We start from the raw sequence: 16,621 nt of genomic DNA, 5'->3' as shown, positions 1-16,621 counted from the left end.
CACGCTCACTCTGCTGCTGTCGTCACGATCCTGATCTCAGATGTCAGTGTCCGGTGTACCGGGCACTTGTCAGCGATCTCCATGAGCTTTGCGCGCTGCTCGGCGTCGAGCTTGCCGTCGATCGTGATGACGCGCTCAATCTGGTCCAGCATGCCGTCCTTGGTCTCGCATTCCTCGCAATCCCTGGCGTAGATCTTCTTGTGGTTCAGCGTCACCGTAACGTGGTCCATCGGCAATGCCTTGCGCTCGGCATAGAGCCGCATGGTCATCGCGGTGCAGGCGCCGAGCGCGCTGAGCAGCAGATCATACGGACCGGGTCCGGTGTCCTCGCCGCCGGCCGCGATCGGCTCGTCGGCGAGTATCTGATGCGGGCCGACATTGATGACCTGCTGGAATTTGCTGGCGCGCGTCTCGCTCACCACCACCTTGCGCGGCTCATCGGGCGGGCTCGCTACGGGCGTGACGGCGACCGCATTGAGATAGCGCCCAGCCCAGGCGGCGATGACATCGGCGACATAGATCGCGTCATGCTTTTGCGTGAGCAGATGATCGGCGCCGGCCAGCGAGACGAAGCTCTTGGGATGTTTGGCAGCGACGAAAATCTTCGTGGCGTTGTCGATGCCCACGGTGTCGTCGGTGGGCGCATGCATGATCAGCAGCGCCTTGTGCAGCCTGGCGACCTTGGCCATCAGATTGTGCTCGGCGATATCGTCGAGGAATTCACGCTTGATGCTGAATGGCCGGCCGGCGAGCTTGACCTCGACCTCGCCTTTTTCTCGGATCGCGTCGACATGTTCGGCGAACATGTCGGTGACATGCGCGGGATCGGAGGGCGCCGCGATGGTGACAACGGCCTTGGCTTCCGGCACCTGTTCAGCGGCGGCGAGGATCGCTGCGCCGCCGAGGCTGTGGCCGATCAGGATTGCCGGTGCCTGGCGTATTTCCCGCAAATGGTCCGCGGCCTTTACGAGATCGGCGACATTCGACGAGAACGTGCTATTGGCGAAATCGCCATCGCTGGAGCCGAGGCCAGTGAAGTCGAAGCGCAGCACGGCGATGCCCTTGAGCGTCAGCGCCGCAGAGATACGCCGCGCCGCGAGCACGTCCTTGCCGCAAGTGAAGCAATGCGCGAACAGCGCATATGCATGGACATCGCCATCGGGCAGGTCCAGCGCCGCCGCCAGCATATGGCCGGCCGCGCCGGGGAATTGAAAGCGTTCAGTTGGCACGGTGGGCTCCTGTCGTGACAGATGTCTCTTTCTACACCGATTCCACCCAATCAATCAGTGGGTACCCAACACCCGCGCGAGAATGAGGCCGAGCTGCTCTCTTGGCGTCGCACCTCGGGTTGAACTTTAGTTCTGCGCGGCCGCTCGAGCACGCGCTTGCCGGCCTCCGATGTCGGTGCTAGATGTCGGGTCATCGTACAACTTTTGGGGTGCGCTGCCGCTACAAGCTGATGGACGGCGGGCCGGCACGCTCCTAGAATTGTGACAAGATCGACCCCGCAAAGGGGCGAACCAGAATAATGGCCAACGCGCCGCATCGGGAAATTCACAGGGAGGATTTCGTCCATGAAGAGAAGAGATGTCGTCAAAGGCGGACTGGCCGCGCTCGCGGTTGGCGCTACCGGTCTCGGGCGGTTCACGCCTGCGCAGGCGCAGACCAAGATGGTCCTCAAGGCCTCTGACGTCCACCCGCTCGGCTACCCCACGGTCGAATCCGTGGTGCGCATGGGCAAGAAGCTGGATGCCGCCACAAGCGGCCGGCTCACCATCCAGATGTTTCCGTCCATGCAGCTCGGCGGCGAGAAGGAAGCCATCGAGCAGGCCCAGGTCGGCGCTCTGCAGATCGCGCGCATTTCCGTCGGCGCCGTCGGCCCGGTGGTCGATGACGTCAACGTCTTCAACATGCCGTTCGTGTTTCGCGATTCCAAGCACATGGAAGCGGTCCTCGATGGCGAGATTGGCACCGAGCTGCTGAACAAGATCACGGCCAATGAAAAAACCGGCCTGGTCGCGCTTGGCTGGATGAATGCCGGCTCGCGCAACATCTATAACAGCAAGCGCCCGATCAAGACGCTCGCTGATCTCAAGGGTCTCAAGATCCGGATGATCGGCAATCCGTTGTTTATCGACACCATGAATGCGCTCGGCGGCAATGGTGTCGCCATGGGCTTCGATCAGGTGTTTAGCGCCATGCAGACCGGCGTCGTCGATGGGGCCGAGAACAACCTGCCATCCTTCGTGGCGCAGAACCACTTCCAGGTCGCCAAGTATTTCTCGATGACAGAGCATCTGATCATTCCGGAATTGCTGGTGTTCTCGAAGGCGTCATGGGCGAAGCTCACGCCGGACGATCAGGCGCTGCTGAAGAAATTCGGCCGCGAAGCGCAGCTCGAACAGCGCGTGCTCTGGTACGAGGCGGAGAAGACCGCGCTGGACAAGATGAAGGAAGTCGGCACCGACATCGTCACGTCCATCGACAAGCAGCCGTTCCGCGATGCCGTGAAGCCGGTGTGGGACAAATACGGCGCGAAATACGCCGAGATGACCAAGCGCATTGCTGCGGTGAGCTAGCGGCATGTTCTCAATGTGTCGTCCCCGCCTTCGCGGGGACGACAGGATAGGCCAGCGCTTCCGTCGCGTTACCTGAGGTCTTCATGTCTGACGTTATTTCCAAACTGCCGGCTGCATCCAGTCATCACGCCGATACGGCCAGCCATGGTGCGGCTTACGCGTTCCGCCGCGCCATGAACGCACTGTACTGGTCCGGTGCCGTTTTTTCTTGCCTGGCGCTTGTGCTGATCTCCGCGATTATCCCTTGGGCTGTTTACACCCGCTACATTTTAAACAGCGCGGCGTCATGGCCGGAGCCGCTGGCGGTGTTGCTGACGATAGCGGTGACTTTCATCGGCGCCGCCAACTGCTATCGCCAGCGCATCCACATGAACATGACGGTAGGTACCAATCTGCTGCCGCCTCACGCGCGTGTCGTAGCTGCTTTCATCAGCGAGTTGCTGATGGCTGCGGTGGCACTGTTCATGGTGATCTGGGGCATGAAGCTGGTGATGACCACCTGGGGCAATTCGGTGGATGAATTTCCCTGGTTGTCTGTCGGGATCACCTACATGCCGATCCCGGTTTCCGGCGCGATGATGTTTCTCTTTGTCGTCGAACGCCTGACCATCGGTCCGCCGCCGCAGGATGGCAGCGACGCACACATACCTCTCGACTAGCTTCGCCGATCAGCTCCAGCCAGAATAAAGAAAATCCGACATGGACATCGCCGTTCTTCTGCTCAGCATGTGTCTGTTCTTCGCCGTCGGCATGCCGATCGCCTTTGCCCTGGCGCTTTCCGCGCTGGTCGGCGCACTGTGGATCGATCTGCCCGTTGCAGCTGTGATGCAGCAACTCTCCAGCGGCGTCGGCAAGGTGTCGATGCTGACTGTGCCGTTCTTCGTGCTGGCCGGCGCCATCATGGCAGAAGGCGGCATGGCGCGAAGGCTGGTGGATTTTGCAGCCGTCGTGGTCGGCTTCACGCGTATCCGCGGCGGCCTATCCCAGGTCAATATTCTGGCTACGACTATCATGTCCGGGATTTCCGGCTCGTCGGTCGCGGATACGTCGGCGATTGGCTCGGTGATGATCCCGCAGATGGCGGCGAAGGGGTATCCACGGGTGTTCGCCACCAATGTGACCATCTCCGCCTCGGTCCAGGCGATCCTGGTGCCGCCGAGCCACAATGCGGTGATCTATTCGCTGGCGACCGGCGGCGTGGTCTCGATCACCAGCCTGTTCCTGGCAGGTATCGTGCCCGGGCTATTGCTTGGCTTTGCGATCATGTTGTTGTGTCTCTACTTTGCCTATCGCGATGGTCATCCGAAGGGCGAACCGGTGCCAGTGAAGCAGGCGCTGAAGATGCTGGGGGATGCCACCTGGGGAATCGTCACGCTGGTAATTGTGCTCGGTGGCATTCTCACAGGCGTGTTCACGCCGATCGAGGCTGGCGCTGTGGCGTGCGTCTGGGCCTTCTTCGTCACGATGTTTATCTATCGCGACTACAAATGGTCCGAGCTGCCGATGCTGACCTACCGGACGCTCCAGACGGTGGCGATGGTGTTGACGCTGGTCGCGACCGCGTCATGCTTCGGCTATGTCGCTGCGATGATGCGGATGCCGGCGCATATGACCGAGTTCTTCGTCGCCATCTCGTCGAACAAATACGTGCTATTGATGTGGCTCAATATCATGCTGCTGATCCTCGGCACGGCGCTCGATCTCGCGCCACTGCTGCTGATCTGCACGCCGATCCTGCTGCCGGTGGTGAAGAGTTTCGGGATCGACCCCGTGCATTTCGGCATCGTGATGCTGCTCAATCTCGGCATCGGCCTGTTGACGCCTCCGGTCGGTACCACGCTGTTCGTGGGCTGCGCCATCGGCAAGGTCTCGGTGGACGAGGTGATGCGCGGGATCTGGCCGTTTTACTGGGTGATGTTCGCGGTCTTGATGCTGGTGACTTACGTACCGTGGTTCTCGATGGCGCTGCCGCACGCGTTCGGCTTCAGGTGAGCTACTGGACCGGATCGACTGACAACTGCTTGTAGCGTTCCTTGCCGTTCAGCAAATGCCGGCGCATCGCATCGCGAGCCTTGCGCGGCGAACGGGCGCTGATCGCATTGACGATGACTTGATGCTCCTTCTCGATACTCTCGAGATAGCGCTTCTGCAATTCGACTTTGCCATCGAAGGTGCGGATGCTCTGGCGCGGGATGATAAGACCGCCAAGGAATTCCAGAAAACCGACAAAGCGCGCATTCTGCGTGGCGACAGCAATGGCGAAGTGGAAGTCAAAGTCCTCCTTCACCGCACGGTCGCCATTGGCGATGGCGCGGCTGAAGGTAGCCGCGGCCTTGGCAATGGCTCGGATCTGGGCAGCGGTGGCGCGCTCGCTGGCTATAGCCGCGGCCTCCATCTCGACGGCCGTGCGCAGTTCAAGAATTTCGATCACGCTGCCAAGCGAGCCCAGGCCGTCGGGGTCGATGGCATAAGGCTGCTGATCGGGCTCGCTGTTGACGAAGGCACCGGCGCCTTGCCGGGTGGTTACAAGACCCCGGGCGCGGAGTGCCGCAATCGCCTCGCGAACGACCGTGCGGCTGACGCCCATGGCCGCCATCATGGCCTGCTCGGTCGGTAGGCGCGCGCCTGCGGGCAAGCGGCCTTCGATGATCTGGGCAGCGATGCGCTCGACGACTTCCTCAGTACGGCGGCGCACGGGATTGAGCGGTCGCAGCAAAGGCGTGCCTGCGGCCCCATTGGTTGTCTTGCGCTTGGTGCGTGGCTTAGCTTGTCCGGTCATCGTACAACCGGGCTATCATCGCCGATGTCGCTGCGCAAGCTTGCGGCACGCGTCATTGCGCTGCACGCTCTTACATTGTTTCGAGTTCGGGCAGCTTGAGATCGCATTCGACCCAGGCGCCGTTAATGGTGAAGCGCTGGAACGGCGAGTCGGGCACCGGAGCCTGCAATGGGGCGAGGAACTGCGCGTCGGCGGGGCTGCGGAGGTGAAACTGGATATGGCTGGCGGAAAGGGCGTTGCGCGACAGCCAGATCATGCCGGAAAACAGCTCGATCAGCAGTTGTCCGTATTTATCGAGACCGGCACTTCCGAAGTCGTAGGTTGGCGACACGGTCATGAAACGGCAACGCAGCACGGGGCCTTCGAATTTGGGCATCAGAAGTTTGCTGACCTGACAGAAAGCCTGCGGAACGGTGCCGTCGTAGAGACCGTACAACCCACCCTTGCCGCCCTGCATGACAGGGTCCAAAGCCGCGAAAATACCCTGGGTGTAAGTGGAGAAGTCTTCCTCGGCTGCCTCGGCAGCCTTCCGCCACTGCGACTTCAGTGAAGCCCAGCTTCTGTCGGCGTCGGTGATCGGCACGAGCCGCATCTCGAGGTCCCCCCGCCGATTTACACACGGCCGGATGCAACCCTAGCTATATACCCTCAAGATTTTGATAACGCGGGAACTTGGCGCCAGCGGCGTTTGCGCTCCAGCGGACGTCTACAGAGCGCGTTCAGGCGCCAGCGGACTGTAATCCGGCTGCAGCTGCGGCCACGATCGACGCCACCACCTGCTTCCAGGTCTTCGACGACTGCGGGCGATGAGACGAGGCTTTGAAGCGCATGGTCCTTGTCCGGTTGGGCCGCACATATTGCTGCGCAGCCGAGCGTCCTCAGGGACGACACCCGGAAAATCGTGCCTTGCGCGGGGGAAGTCGATCCCCCGGCAAAAATAGCAATACCCGCGCTGCTCTCGTGCCGGACGGCGGTTGGCTTGTTCTCTGCTGGCAATGAACGGCAGTGAATTATTCTCGCTGCCTCAACCCATCGCGGGAGCTTGCTCCTGCACTGCCGCCGGTTCCTGGCAAACATCGACCCAGCTGGCCCCGGTCAGTTCGGCCATCCGTGCCGGGGAAATCCGCACCGAACTGTTGACCGAGCCCGCCGCCGGCCACACCTCGGCGAATTCCCTCAGCGACACGTCGCAGTAGACTTGTAATGGCGTTGCCAGGCCGAACGGGCAGACGCCGCCGACCGGATGGCCGGTGAGGGCAACGACCTCATCGGCCCCCAGCATGCGGGGCTTGCCGCCAAGTGCATCGCGTGCCTTCTTGTTGTCGAGCCGCGCTGTACCCTTGGTCACCACCAGCACCACCCGGTCGCCGACCCGCACCGACAGCGTCTTGGCGATTTGGCCGGGCTCGACGCCCAACGCCTCGGCGGCGAGAAGGACCGTGGCCGAGCTTTTGTCAGTGACGGTGACGAATAATTCGGGGGCGTTGGCGGTGAGAAAGGCGCGGACGGACTCAAGGCTCATGATGCGGTCTCGGTGACATACCGCCACGCCCTCTCACATGTCGCCGACAAAGTGAAGTCACATCCGTGCATTGGGGAACTGGGGCGGCGCTGCCGCGCCATTCCCTCACGCCGGTTTTGACCTTATACGGGCTCTTGTCCGGCTGACCGTGCCGGGCGATGTTCTGGAGCCTACCCCTCGATGCTGCCGGCCTATGTGATCCATGCCAAGTCGTTGCCCGAGCGCACGGAGCATATCCAGCGTGAGCTCGACCGTGCGGGCATCAAGTTCGAGTGGGTGCTGGATTTCGATGCCGACGAGATCACCTCCGATGTCGATCGGGCTTATTTCGCCGAAGGCGCCGATCTCACGCTGCGGCAGAAATCCTGCGCGCTGAAACATGTCGTCGCCATGCAGCGCATCCGCGAGCGCGGCCAGGATCTGGCGCTGATCTTCGAGGATGACGCATTGCTGGTGCCGGATTTCTGCGACCAGTTGAAGCGCGTGCTTGATGAAGCCGAAAAGTGGCCGCGGCCGCGCATTCTGCATCTTGGCGCCGCGACCAATTTTTACACCCCGGCGTCGGAGTTGCGCCCGGGCCAGATCGTCTATCCCGGCAATCGCGTGCGCAATATGGAAGCCTATGTCCTGGGCGCGCCCGAGGCTTCGGCACGACTTGACTGGATCGCGCGGCATCCGATGCACGAGCCTATCGACATCGCCTTCAACACCGGCGATCCTGCCATGGGCATCCCGTTCCTGTGGCCGGAACCGCCGCTGGCCGAGCAAGGCTCGCTCAACGGCGTGTTCAAGAGCTCGCTTGATCGCAAGGGGCATGCGCAATTGCAGCTGCGCATACAGTTTGCCGTGCAGAAGTTCAGGCGGCGTTATTTGAAGCGGTGGCTGAAGCTGAAGTAATTGGCGGCTTCCGGCCGGTCATTCCGGATAGAGTATTGCGTACCAACGCGCCGAGCAATCCCACTGCCAGACAGTACAGCATCCCCTGCGTCACCGCCGAGATGTGGCTGTTGAATAAAGAGCCAATCACGTTCTGCAACACGACGGCCTGGCCGAGGATGCTTGCATAATCGCGCGCGAGAAAAAGCCGTGCATGCGCGATCCACATGGCCCACAGCAGCAGCCCGCCGATCAGGCCGACCTGCAGCACCGTATGAAGCGTTTGATTGTGCGGATCGGGCGTGGCTTGGCCATAGGGCGACGGCTTCGTCGCCTCCATGTTCTGATACAGCGGCTTGATGCTCCCGGTGCCGTGACCGACGATGGGCGAGGCCTTCACGAAGCCGACTGCCTTGCTCCAGAAATCCATCCGCGATGCAGTCGAGACTGTTTCGCCGCCAGCGGTCTGGCCGCTATTGGCGTTGATGTCCGAGTTGATCTCTGCGATCCGGCGCTGCGCTTGTGGCGAGGTCAGCAATGCGATGCCGATCACGATCATGGCTGCGACCGCGACCATGGCGGAGCGTCGCCAGCCGCCGGCGTGGATGACGAATAAACCGAGTAATGCGGCGGCCATGATTGCGCCCGTCTTCGACACATAGATCAGGAAAATGTCGGCAAAGAACAGAAGCGCGAGCACGATCATCGCGATGGCGCGGCGGGTGTCCTGGACCCAGATGCGCATCGCGCCGATCGCCAGAGCGAAGGCACAAAGTGCGAAGCAGCCGGATTGAACCGCGTTGTCCTTGAAGGGCACGCCGGGCGCCTTGAACCAGCCCCACGGTCCCGTGGGCCACAGGAACGCAGCCCATGACAGGGCGAGAAGACAAATACAGGCGGCAAGAAAGCCATAAGCGATTTGTAACGCTTGTTTCGGCGTAAATGCCGTTGCCATCACCAATGGAATCAACAGCAGCTTGGCGTAGGGACCAACCCATCTGATCGCGCCGCTGAGCGGCTGCATCGACCAGAGTACGCCGACCAGGATCAGCGCGAACAGCGCGACCGGCAGATAGGCCGCCGGCCTCCGCAACGTGGCGATGAAACGATCGCGGTCGAGTGTCAGCAGCGCGAGCACTGCAAAGATCGACACCGCGATAGCCTGACCGCTGGTTGAGAACGGCAGCGAGAAGCCGGTGGCAATGGCAGCGATCTGCCGGGCATCCGCAAGTTTGCGCGGCAGATCGTTGTTCGTCATATGCCCAGGAGTTTCCGTGCGTTGTTCTTCAGGACCTTCGGACGCACCTCGTCGCGAATGTCGAGCTTGGCGAAATCGGCCATCCAGCGATCCGGCATGATCACCGGCCAGTCGGAGCCGAACAGCATCTTATCCTGCAGGATCGAATTGATGTAGCGCACCAGGATCGGCGGGAAGTATTTCGGCGACCAGCCGGACAGGTCGATATACACGTTGGGCTTGTGGGTCGCGACCGACAGCGCCTCTTCCTGCCAGGGGAAGGAGGGATGCGCCAGAATGATCTTCATGTCGGGAAAGTCGACCGCAACGTCGTCCATATACATCGGGTTGGAATATTTCAGCCGCATCCCCATGCCGCCTGGCATGCCGGAGCCGACGCCTGTCTGGCCGGTGTGGAACAGCGCGATAGCGCCGCCTTCCTGGATCGCCTCATAGAGCGGATAGGCCATGCGGTCGTTGGCGTAAAAGCCCTGCATGGTCGGGTGGAACTTGAAACCCTTTACACCGTATTCGGAGATCAGCTTGCGTGCCTCGCGCACGCCAAGCTTGCCCTTGTGCGGATCGATCGACGCGAACGGGATCAGCACGTCGGCGTTTTCTTTGGCGATCTCCAGCATCTCGTAGTTGTTGTAGCGGCGGAAGCCGGTCTCGCGCTCGGCGTCGACCGGGAAGATCACCGCGGCAATCTTCTTGTCGCGGTAATAGGCGGCTGTTTCCTGCACTGTCGGCGGATGCTTATGCGGCGACTTGAAATACTCGGCCATGCGGGCCTGGAAATCATCATAGCCGTCGTCGGCGTGGCAGCCGCATGGCTCTTCCGCATGTGTGTGGATGTCGATGGCGACAAGGTCGTCCGGATTGAGCAATTTCATGTCCCGCGTCTCCCGCACTTTCATCATTATCGTTGGCGGTTGCTCTAGCAAACCGGCCTGCTGAATGAAAGGCGCGGAACGCTGCCGACCTAGCCGGTGGAGAAGGACTGTGTCCGGATATCCTGCGCGGTGCGGCGGAGCGGGATCAGGTATTTCTCCTTTGCCGTCGCCTCGTCCATTGTGCCCGAAATGGCATTCACGCTGATCGCCGCGACGACCCGGCCGCCGTGGTCGCGGACGGGGACGGCGATGCCGCAGATGGCTGGATCGAGTTCACCATCGACCCAGCCATAGCCTTTGGCCTCGACGCGTTCGAGCTCGCGTTCCAGCAGCACGGGATCGGTGATGGTGCGTGGGGTGATATGTTTGAATTCGGTGGTGGCGAGATAGTGCGCGCGCTGGTCCGGCGGCAGGGCTGCGAGCAGGACCCGGCCGAGCGACACCACGTGGGCGGGCAGGCGGCTTCCGACGGCGAGATTGGCCGAGAGAATGCGCTGCGCCGGCAATCGCAGCGCATAGACGATCTCGGTCTCGTCCAGCACGGCCAGCGAGCAGGATTCGCCGATTTCGTTGCGCAGGTCTTCCAAAGCGCGTTGCGCATAGCCCCAGTAAGGCAGTGCATTGAGGTAGGAAAGGCCAAGCCCCAGCGCCCGCGGGCGTAGGCTGAAATAGCGGCCATCGGCTTCGCAATATTTCATCACGATCAGCGTCGCCAGCATCCGGCGCGCCGTCGCGCGGCTGAGGCCCGCGATCGCGGCGACTTCCGAGAGCGTGTGCCGACCTGGTGGGCGACCCAGCGCTTCGACGGCCGCAAAACCACGGGCGATCGCCCGAACGAAACCGTCACTGTCTTTAGCCATGCACCATCCTGCCGGTTCGGACTTGTCAGTCTCGGGAAACCGCGCCTATAGTTGTTCGTAAGGCGGCCATAAAGTTCGCCTGGTGAACGTTAGTGGAGAAGGCGCTATGGCGCAAGCGGAAGTTTTTGAAACCGATTTCTGGAAGGACGCGAACCTGCGCAAGGTCTGGGACGAGATCGTCCCGGGTGAGCCACGCAAGACGCTGCCTTATGTCCTGACGAGGGAGGCGATCCAGCTTTATTGCCGCTCGGTTGGCGAGAACCACCCATTGTATTTCGACGAGGCTTACGCGAAGGCGTCGCCCTATGGCGGTCTGATCGCGCCGCCATCGATCCACATTCTGCTGATGTTCTCCTGCACGCCGGCCGACGACTGGATGCGCACACCTGGGACCGTCAACGCTGGCCAGTCCTGGAGCTACAACGTCCCGGCACGGCCCGGAGATACCATCACCCTGCAGGCCCGCGCGCTCGACAAGTTCATCAAGCGCGAGCGGCTGTTCGTGGTCCACGACAACGTGTTCTTCAACCAGCGTGGCGACGTCATCTGTTCTGGCCGCGGCCAGACCATCCGCCCGATGTGAGCGTGGCAAGGAGATCAACCATGACAACCAGCTTTGACAAACTCTCCACCGGCGACACCATCGACGGTCCGAGCTTCGCAGTGTCGCGCGAGTCGATCCGGCTCTTCTGCGACGGATCACTCGACTATAATCCGCTGCATCTCGACGACAACTATATGAAGAACTCGTTCGGCAAGACCAATTTCGGCGGCATCATCATGCATGGCATGAATAATTTCGGGCTGATCACCCGCATGCTGACCGACTGGGCCTATCCCGCAGGTGCAATCCATCGCCGTCTCGAAACGCGATGGGTCAAGCCGGTGAAGCCCGGCGACACGATCCAGCCGGTTGGCATCATCAAGGCCAAGCAGACCACCGAGAAATCGCGCTGGGTGCTGATCGACGTGCTGGTGAAGAACCAGAACGACGAGAAGGTCGCTGTTGGCGAGGCGATGGTTGAATTTCCGCTGACAGCCTAGTGGCTCAATGCAACGGCGTGCGGCATAGTCCGCACGCCGGATAAAAACAGGCAAGGGATCGAAATGAAGAAGCTCACGAGGCTCGCCCTGTCGTGTCTGGCGATGACTTTTGTCATGTTGTCAGGCGCGCTGGCGCAGAATTTTCCAGTCAGTCAGATCAAGATCATCGTGCCGTTCCCGGCAGGTGGCACGACGGACATCCTCGCGCGGTTCGTCGCGCAATATCTAGGCGAGAAGCTCGGCGTCGCCACCATCGTCGAGAACCGGCCCGGTGCATCGGGCACGATCGGTTCGGAAGTTGTCGTGAAGTCGCCCGCCGATGGCAGCGTGTTGTTGGTCACGGCCACGCACCACGTGATCAATCCGAGTCTACGCAAGAGTCTGCCTTACGAGACACAGAAGGACTTCTCGCCGATCGCCCTGATCGCGACGGCGCCAAATGCGCTTGTTGTGACCAGGGACTTTCCGGCGAAGTCGGTCGCCGAGTTGATCGAGTTGGCGAAGAAGCAGCCCGGCAAGCTGTCCTTCGGATCGGCCGGCGTCGGCGGCGCCAATCATCTGTCGGGCGAATTGTTCAAGCAGATGGCTGGAATCAATATCGAACACATCCCTTACAAGGGCGCCGCGCCGGCGATGAACGACCTGATCGGCGGCCATATTCCGATCATGTTCGATACGTTGCCGACTGTTCTGCCTGCTGCCGAGGCGGGCAACATCCGTGTGCTCGCGGTCACCAGCCTGACCCGAGCGGCCTCGCTCCCCAATGCCCCCACCCTCGATGAGGCCGGCGTAAAGGGGTTCGAGGCGACCGCCTGGTTCGGCATGTATATGCCGCAGGCCAATGGCAGCCCGGCCTATACGAAGCTGGTCGCGGCCATGAAGGAGATCCTGGCGGCACCCGCGACCCGCGAGAAATTCGCCACCCAGGGTGTCGAGCCGGGCAAGCTGGCGGGAGCTGAATTCACGGCTTTCGTCGATTCGGAGATCAAGAAGTGGGGCGCAGTGGTGATAACCGCGAATGTCCCGCAAGAGTGATCCGCACGTGTTTGAAGGGTCCGGTGGCTGTTCCCGGACCCTCAAGCCACCAAAATACCTGCAAATATCGATCCGATGGTCGTCAGATGCCCGGATCGGATTGACAGTCTGGCGCCCGATGGCTTAGAAACCGCGGGTCCCGGGCGACTTGGTCGCCAGCGGGTTCAAGCTCATTTTCGCTGATTTCGGCCTGCTGCGCACGGCCTTTGACGTCAGTATCGCAAGCTATCAGGATTGACCGATGAAAGTCCGTAACTCGTTGAAATCGCTGCGTGGTCGTCACCGCGACAACCGCCTGGTCCGCCGCAAGGGCCGCGTCTACGTGATCAACAAGACCCAGCGCCGTTTCAAGGCTCGCCAGGGTTGAGTTGCTGAGCGGCCGGCATTTTGCCGGCTGGCCTCACGACATCACAGGTGTTTGACGCGCTGCTGCTTTGCAGCGCGTTTTTTCGTGTCTAGACTTGCAGCATGGCATTGAGAATCCCGGCCGCAGGTTTTGGAATTCTGCTGAGCGCGTTTCTGGGCGCAGCACCCGTCTATGCGCAGGTGCGAGATCCGCAGGTCGTGACCCCGGATGCGCCGAAGAAGATTCCCGAGCCACCCGCCAAACTGCCGAAGGTCAATGCCGACAAGACGCGCGGCCTTGATTTTCTGTTTGGTGCGCTGAAAGCGGCGCCGGACGAAGCCAGTGCCAAACACGTCGAAGGCCGGATCTGGGCCCTGTGGTCGCAGACCACGAGCGACACGACGGCGCTGCTGATGACCCGCGCCAAGACGGCGCTGGACGCCAAGCAGGTCGATCTGTCGCTGCAGTTGTTGAGCGCGGTGGTGAAGCTGCGCCCGGATTACGTCGAGGGCTGGAATCGGCGCGCGACGCTGTATTACCTGCAGAACGATTACACCCGGTCGCTGCAGGATATCGAGCAAGTGCTGATACGCGAACCCCGGCATTTCGGTGCTCTGGCAGGGCTCGGCATGATCATGCAGGAGCTGGGCGACGACAAGCGTGCGCTTGATGCGTTCCGCAAGGCGCTTGCGGTCAATCCGCATCTCGAAAAGGTGCCGGAGCTGGTCAAGACCCTGACCGAAAAGGTCGAAGGCCGCGATATCTGAGATTCCCTGAAAGTTGGGGCGCTTGCGGGACATCGCGGGAACATCGCCCTGCTTTGATGCATCCCTGCTGCCCGCGATGGAAAAACAAGACATCGTCGCCGGGGAATCAAACTTCTGACACAGGAAACGGGCGAAAAGGGCGTTTTCCGAGCCACAGGAAGGGACACCTTTTGGCGCCGAAGTCATTTCCGCTATTCGCTTTGCTATGTGTGTTGATGGCCGCACCGATGGCTGCTGTGACCGGCCCTGCGCTGGCGCAGAAAGCCGATGCGCCGCCGGCGCCTGCAGCTTCGACGCTGTCCCCCGATCAGGCCAAGGCTGCGCTCGACACATTGCAAGACGACGTCAAGCGCAAGGAAATGATCGATACGCTGCGCGCGATCGCCACGGCGACACCTGCATCGCCGGAGAAGAAACCGGCCATTCCGCTCGACGCCGACAGTCTTGGCGCGCAATTGCTCGTGACTATTTCCGATCAGCTCGGCGATATTACACGCGAGGTCTCGACAGCCGTGCAATCGGTCACGCGCTTTCCGGCGCTATGGTACTGGCTACAGCGCAGCGCGAACGATCCCGCCACCTATCATCTCCTGTTCGACATCGCCTGGAAGCTTGTTGTCGTATTCGGCGGTGCGCTGGCGGCGGAATGGCTCATGGTTTGGCTGCTGCGCAAGCCGCAGGCCGCGCTCGAGGCGCGCATTCCTTTCGTCGCCCGTGCGCCGTCCTCGCTCATCGAACGTGCCGATCCACCGTCGTCCACGGCCGACTTCACCGAGACGCCTGATCTCAACAAACGGCGGCGCAGCCTGACCCGGGCGTGGCAATCGCTGCTGCGGCTTCCCTATGTGGTCGGGCGTCTTCTCCTCGAATTGTTTCCGATTTTCGTCTTTACCGGCACAGTATCGCTGCTGCTCGGCACCCAGATCGGCGATGCCGGGATCACGCGCCTCGCGATCCTTGCGATCGTAAACAGCTATGTGGTGGCGCGCGCCATCATCTGCGCGATGCGCGCGTTGTTCGGGCCGCTCGCTCTGTTCAGGGTGAAGGAGGAGACCGCAGCCTATCTCGAAATCTGGACGCGTCGCATCGTCGGCGTCGGCGCCACCGGCATCGCAATCGCCAATGTCGCCCTGATGATGGGCCTCTATCGTTCGGCACATTTTGCGTTGATCAAGCTCGTGATGCTGGTCGTGCATCTGTTTGTTGTCGTCATCGTCCTGCAGTGCCGGAAGCCCGTTGCCGATGCGCTCCGCGCGCCGATCGGCGCTACGGGCTTCCTGAGCGCGATGCGCAATCGCCTCGCCAGTCTCTGGCATGTGCTGGCGATCGTCGTCGTGATGGCGGCTTGGACCATCTGGGCGCTCAATATCCAGAACGGTTATTCATTGCTGCTGCGATACATCGTCGGCACGGTCATTGTCGCGCTGGTGGCCCGGCTCGTCTCGATGATTGCGCTGAGCCTCATTGATCGCGGTTTCCGCATCAAACCGGAAATCTTGCAGCGCTTTCCGGGTCTTGAGACGCGTGCCAATCGTTATCTGCCACTGTTGCGCAAGGTCGTCGCAACGATCATCGCGGTGATCGGCCTCGTTGCCTTGCTGGAAGTGTGGGGCGTCAATGCCATTGTCTGGTTCTATGGCGGCCAGATCGGCAGTCGGGTCGTCTCGGCCGTCATCACCGTCGGCATCGCTGCCATTGTCGCTGCGGTTGTGTGGGAAGGTAGCAATGCGCTGATGGAGCGTCAGCTCGCGGCGCTGACGCGCGATGCTCATTTCGCCCGCGCGGCCCGTCTGCGCACGTTCCAGCCGATGCTGCGTACGACATTGCTCGGCGTAATCATCGCGGTGGTTGCGCTCACCGCGCTGAGCGAGATCGGTGTCAATGTTGCGCCGCTGCTCGCTGGTGCCGGCATCCTCGGTATCGCTATCGGCTTCGGTTCGCAGAAGCTGGTGCAGGACGTGATTACCGGCCTGTTTCTGCTGCTGGAAAGCACCGTGCAGGTTGGTGACAACGTTACGGTGTCGGGCCTGTCGGGTGTCGTGGAGAACGTCTCGATCCGTACCATTCGACTGCGTGCCGGCGATGGTTCGGTTCACATCATTCCCTTCAGCGCGGTGACCACCATCACCAATGCCAGCCGCGGTGCAGGCAACGCGGCCGTCAGCGTCAGCGTCGCTTACAAGGAAGATACCGACCGCGCCGGCCAGTTGCTGAAGGACATCGTCGAGCAGATGCGCAATGAGGCAGCTTTCAAGCCGCTGATCCGCAGCGATCTCGAATTGTGGGGCGTCGATAAGGTCGATGGTTCGATGGCGACGATCGTCGGGCAGATCCGGTGTACCGATTCCGGCCGCTGGGCGGTGCAGCGCGAATTCAATCGCCGCATGAAAATCCGCTTCCAGGAAGAAGGTATCGAGATCGCGTCACCCGGACAGACCGTCCTGATGCAGTTGCCGCCGCCGACCACTGAAGCTGCAGAGGACAATGACGCAGATAACCAGCAGAGCAAGTCAGCGCAGCGCCGCGCGGGCTAGTGATTGTCGCGACTTTTCGAGGATGCGGCAGCTCCGGATTAGCCAAAGTTGCGGCTACGTGGGGCGCAATGGCAGCCATATTCGCCATCCCGCCACGGCCTCTCTGGCAGATGGACGAACCGGAAGACAAGGACAATCCAGAATAGGTG

General features: G+C 61.4%; 17 protein-coding genes. 10 read left to right on the top strand and 7 right to left on the bottom strand.

The window, feature by feature from the left end:
• Positions 1–5 precede the first annotated feature (5 nt).
• Entirely contained in the window at positions 6–1,229 is a 1,224-nt protein-coding gene (locus tag AB8B02_RS20770; RefSeq protein WP_439065042.1) for a bifunctional alpha/beta hydrolase/OsmC family protein, read from the bottom strand.
• Between the two features lie 345 nt (positions 1,230–1,574).
• Here AB8B02_RS20770 and AB8B02_RS20765 point away from each other — a divergent pair, with 345 nt between their 5' ends.
• From AB8B02_RS20765 to AB8B02_RS20755, 3 genes are all read left to right on the top strand, one after another.
• Positions 1,575–2,579: a TRAP transporter substrate-binding protein gene (locus tag AB8B02_RS20765; protein WP_093757160.1), complete on the top strand. Its 1,005-nt coding sequence runs from the start codon at positions 1,575–1,577 to the stop codon at positions 2,577–2,579.
• 83 nt (positions 2,580–2,662) lie between these two features.
• Positions 2,663–3,238, top strand: coding sequence for a TRAP transporter small permease (locus AB8B02_RS20760; protein WP_175367803.1), 576 nt, complete (start codon positions 2,663–2,665; stop codon positions 3,236–3,238).
• Positions 3,239–3,278: 40 nt separating this feature from the next.
• Positions 3,279–4,571, top strand: coding sequence for a TRAP transporter large permease (locus tag AB8B02_RS20755; protein WP_089265860.1), 1,293 nt, complete (start codon positions 3,279–3,281; stop codon positions 4,569–4,571).
• A 1-nt stretch (position 4,572) separates the two neighbouring features.
• Here the strand turns inward: AB8B02_RS20755 and AB8B02_RS20750 are convergent, their stop codons facing one another.
• The 3 genes from AB8B02_RS20750 to AB8B02_RS20740 all read right to left on the bottom strand — a co-directional run bounded on the left by AB8B02_RS20750 (position 4,573) and on the right by AB8B02_RS20740 (position 6,880).
• Entirely contained in the window at positions 4,573–5,358 is a 786-nt protein-coding gene (locus tag AB8B02_RS20750) for a FadR/GntR family transcriptional regulator (protein WP_089265861.1), read from the bottom strand.
• 70 nt (positions 5,359–5,428) lie between these two features.
• Complete coding sequence (locus AB8B02_RS20745) at positions 5,429–5,950, bottom strand: hypothetical protein (RefSeq protein WP_175367806.1); 522 nt, start codon at positions 5,948–5,950, stop codon at positions 5,429–5,431.
• A gap of 432 nt (positions 5,951–6,382) precedes the next feature.
• The gene (locus AB8B02_RS20740) at positions 6,383–6,880 is read right to left on the bottom strand and encodes a YbaK/EbsC family protein (protein WP_439065041.1); all 498 of its coding nucleotides are present in this window, start codon (positions 6,878–6,880) and stop codon (positions 6,383–6,385) included.
• 180 nt (positions 6,881–7,060) lie between these two features.
• Here AB8B02_RS20740 and AB8B02_RS20735 point away from each other — a divergent pair, with 180 nt between their 5' ends.
• A complete protein-coding gene (locus AB8B02_RS20735; RefSeq protein WP_089265863.1) occupies positions 7,061–7,777 on the top strand; it encodes a glycosyltransferase family 25 protein in 717 nt (238 codons plus the stop codon).
• On the opposite strand, the gene AB8B02_RS20730 is transcribed toward AB8B02_RS20735, so the two are convergent.
• From AB8B02_RS20730 to AB8B02_RS20720, 3 genes are all read right to left on the bottom strand, one after another.
• Positions 7,737–9,014, bottom strand: coding sequence for an O-antigen ligase family protein (locus tag AB8B02_RS20730; RefSeq protein WP_439065040.1), 1,278 nt, complete (start codon positions 9,012–9,014; stop codon positions 7,737–7,739). The two genes, AB8B02_RS20735 and AB8B02_RS20730, sit on opposite strands and share 41 nt — an antisense overlap.
• Positions 9,011–9,886, bottom strand: coding sequence for an amidohydrolase family protein (locus AB8B02_RS20725; RefSeq protein ID WP_089265865.1), 876 nt, complete (start codon positions 9,884–9,886; stop codon positions 9,011–9,013). Before AB8B02_RS20725 ends, AB8B02_RS20730 begins: the two co-directional genes overlap by 4 nt.
• Before the next feature lie 89 nt (positions 9,887–9,975).
• Positions 9,976–10,746 carry an IclR family transcriptional regulator domain-containing protein gene (locus tag AB8B02_RS20720; protein WP_089265866.1) on the bottom strand — a complete coding sequence of 257 codons (771 nt, stop codon included), beginning with the start codon at positions 10,744–10,746 and terminating at the stop codon, positions 9,976–9,978.
• A 106-nt stretch (positions 10,747–10,852) separates the two neighbouring features.
• Between AB8B02_RS20720 and AB8B02_RS20715 the strand changes: the two genes are divergently transcribed.
• The 6 genes from AB8B02_RS20715 to AB8B02_RS20690 all read left to right on the top strand — a co-directional run bounded on the left by AB8B02_RS20715 (position 10,853) and on the right by AB8B02_RS20690 (position 16,472).
• Positions 10,853–11,329 (top strand): MaoC family dehydratase, encoded by a 477-nt coding sequence (locus AB8B02_RS20715; protein ID WP_089265867.1) that lies wholly within the window; start codon positions 10,853–10,855, stop codon positions 11,327–11,329.
• A 20-nt stretch (positions 11,330–11,349) separates the two neighbouring features.
• Positions 11,350–11,790, top strand: a complete 441-nt coding sequence (locus AB8B02_RS20710; RefSeq protein WP_068728848.1) for a MaoC family dehydratase — start codon at positions 11,350–11,352, stop codon at positions 11,788–11,790.
• 63 nt (positions 11,791–11,853) lie between these two features.
• The gene (locus AB8B02_RS20705; RefSeq protein ID WP_439065039.1) at positions 11,854–12,825 is read left to right on the top strand and encodes a Bug family tripartite tricarboxylate transporter substrate binding protein; all 972 of its coding nucleotides are present in this window, start codon (positions 11,854–11,856) and stop codon (positions 12,823–12,825) included.
• Positions 12,826–13,066: 241 nt separating this feature from the next.
• Entirely contained in the window at positions 13,067–13,192 is a 126-nt protein-coding gene (gene ykgO, locus AB8B02_RS20700; protein ID WP_055038661.1) for a type B 50S ribosomal protein L36, read from the top strand.
• Between the two features lie 101 nt (positions 13,193–13,293).
• The gene (locus tag AB8B02_RS20695) at positions 13,294–13,938 is read left to right on the top strand and encodes a tetratricopeptide repeat protein (RefSeq protein WP_116663200.1); all 645 of its coding nucleotides are present in this window, start codon (positions 13,294–13,296) and stop codon (positions 13,936–13,938) included.
• A gap of 215 nt (positions 13,939–14,153) precedes the next feature.
• A complete protein-coding gene (locus AB8B02_RS20690; RefSeq protein WP_439065038.1) occupies positions 14,154–16,472 on the top strand; it encodes a mechanosensitive ion channel domain-containing protein in 2,319 nt (772 codons plus the stop codon).
• Positions 16,473–16,621 lie beyond the last annotated feature (149 nt).

The sequence above is a fragment of the Tardiphaga sp. 862_B3_N4_1 genome (assembly GCF_051811085.1).
In the GTDB taxonomy this organism is placed as follows: domain Bacteria; phylum Pseudomonadota; class Alphaproteobacteria; order Rhizobiales; family Xanthobacteraceae; genus Tardiphaga; species Tardiphaga robiniae.
The sequence above is the reverse complement of the archived record's forward strand: the minus strand, read 5'-3'. Positions and strand labels throughout refer to the sequence as shown.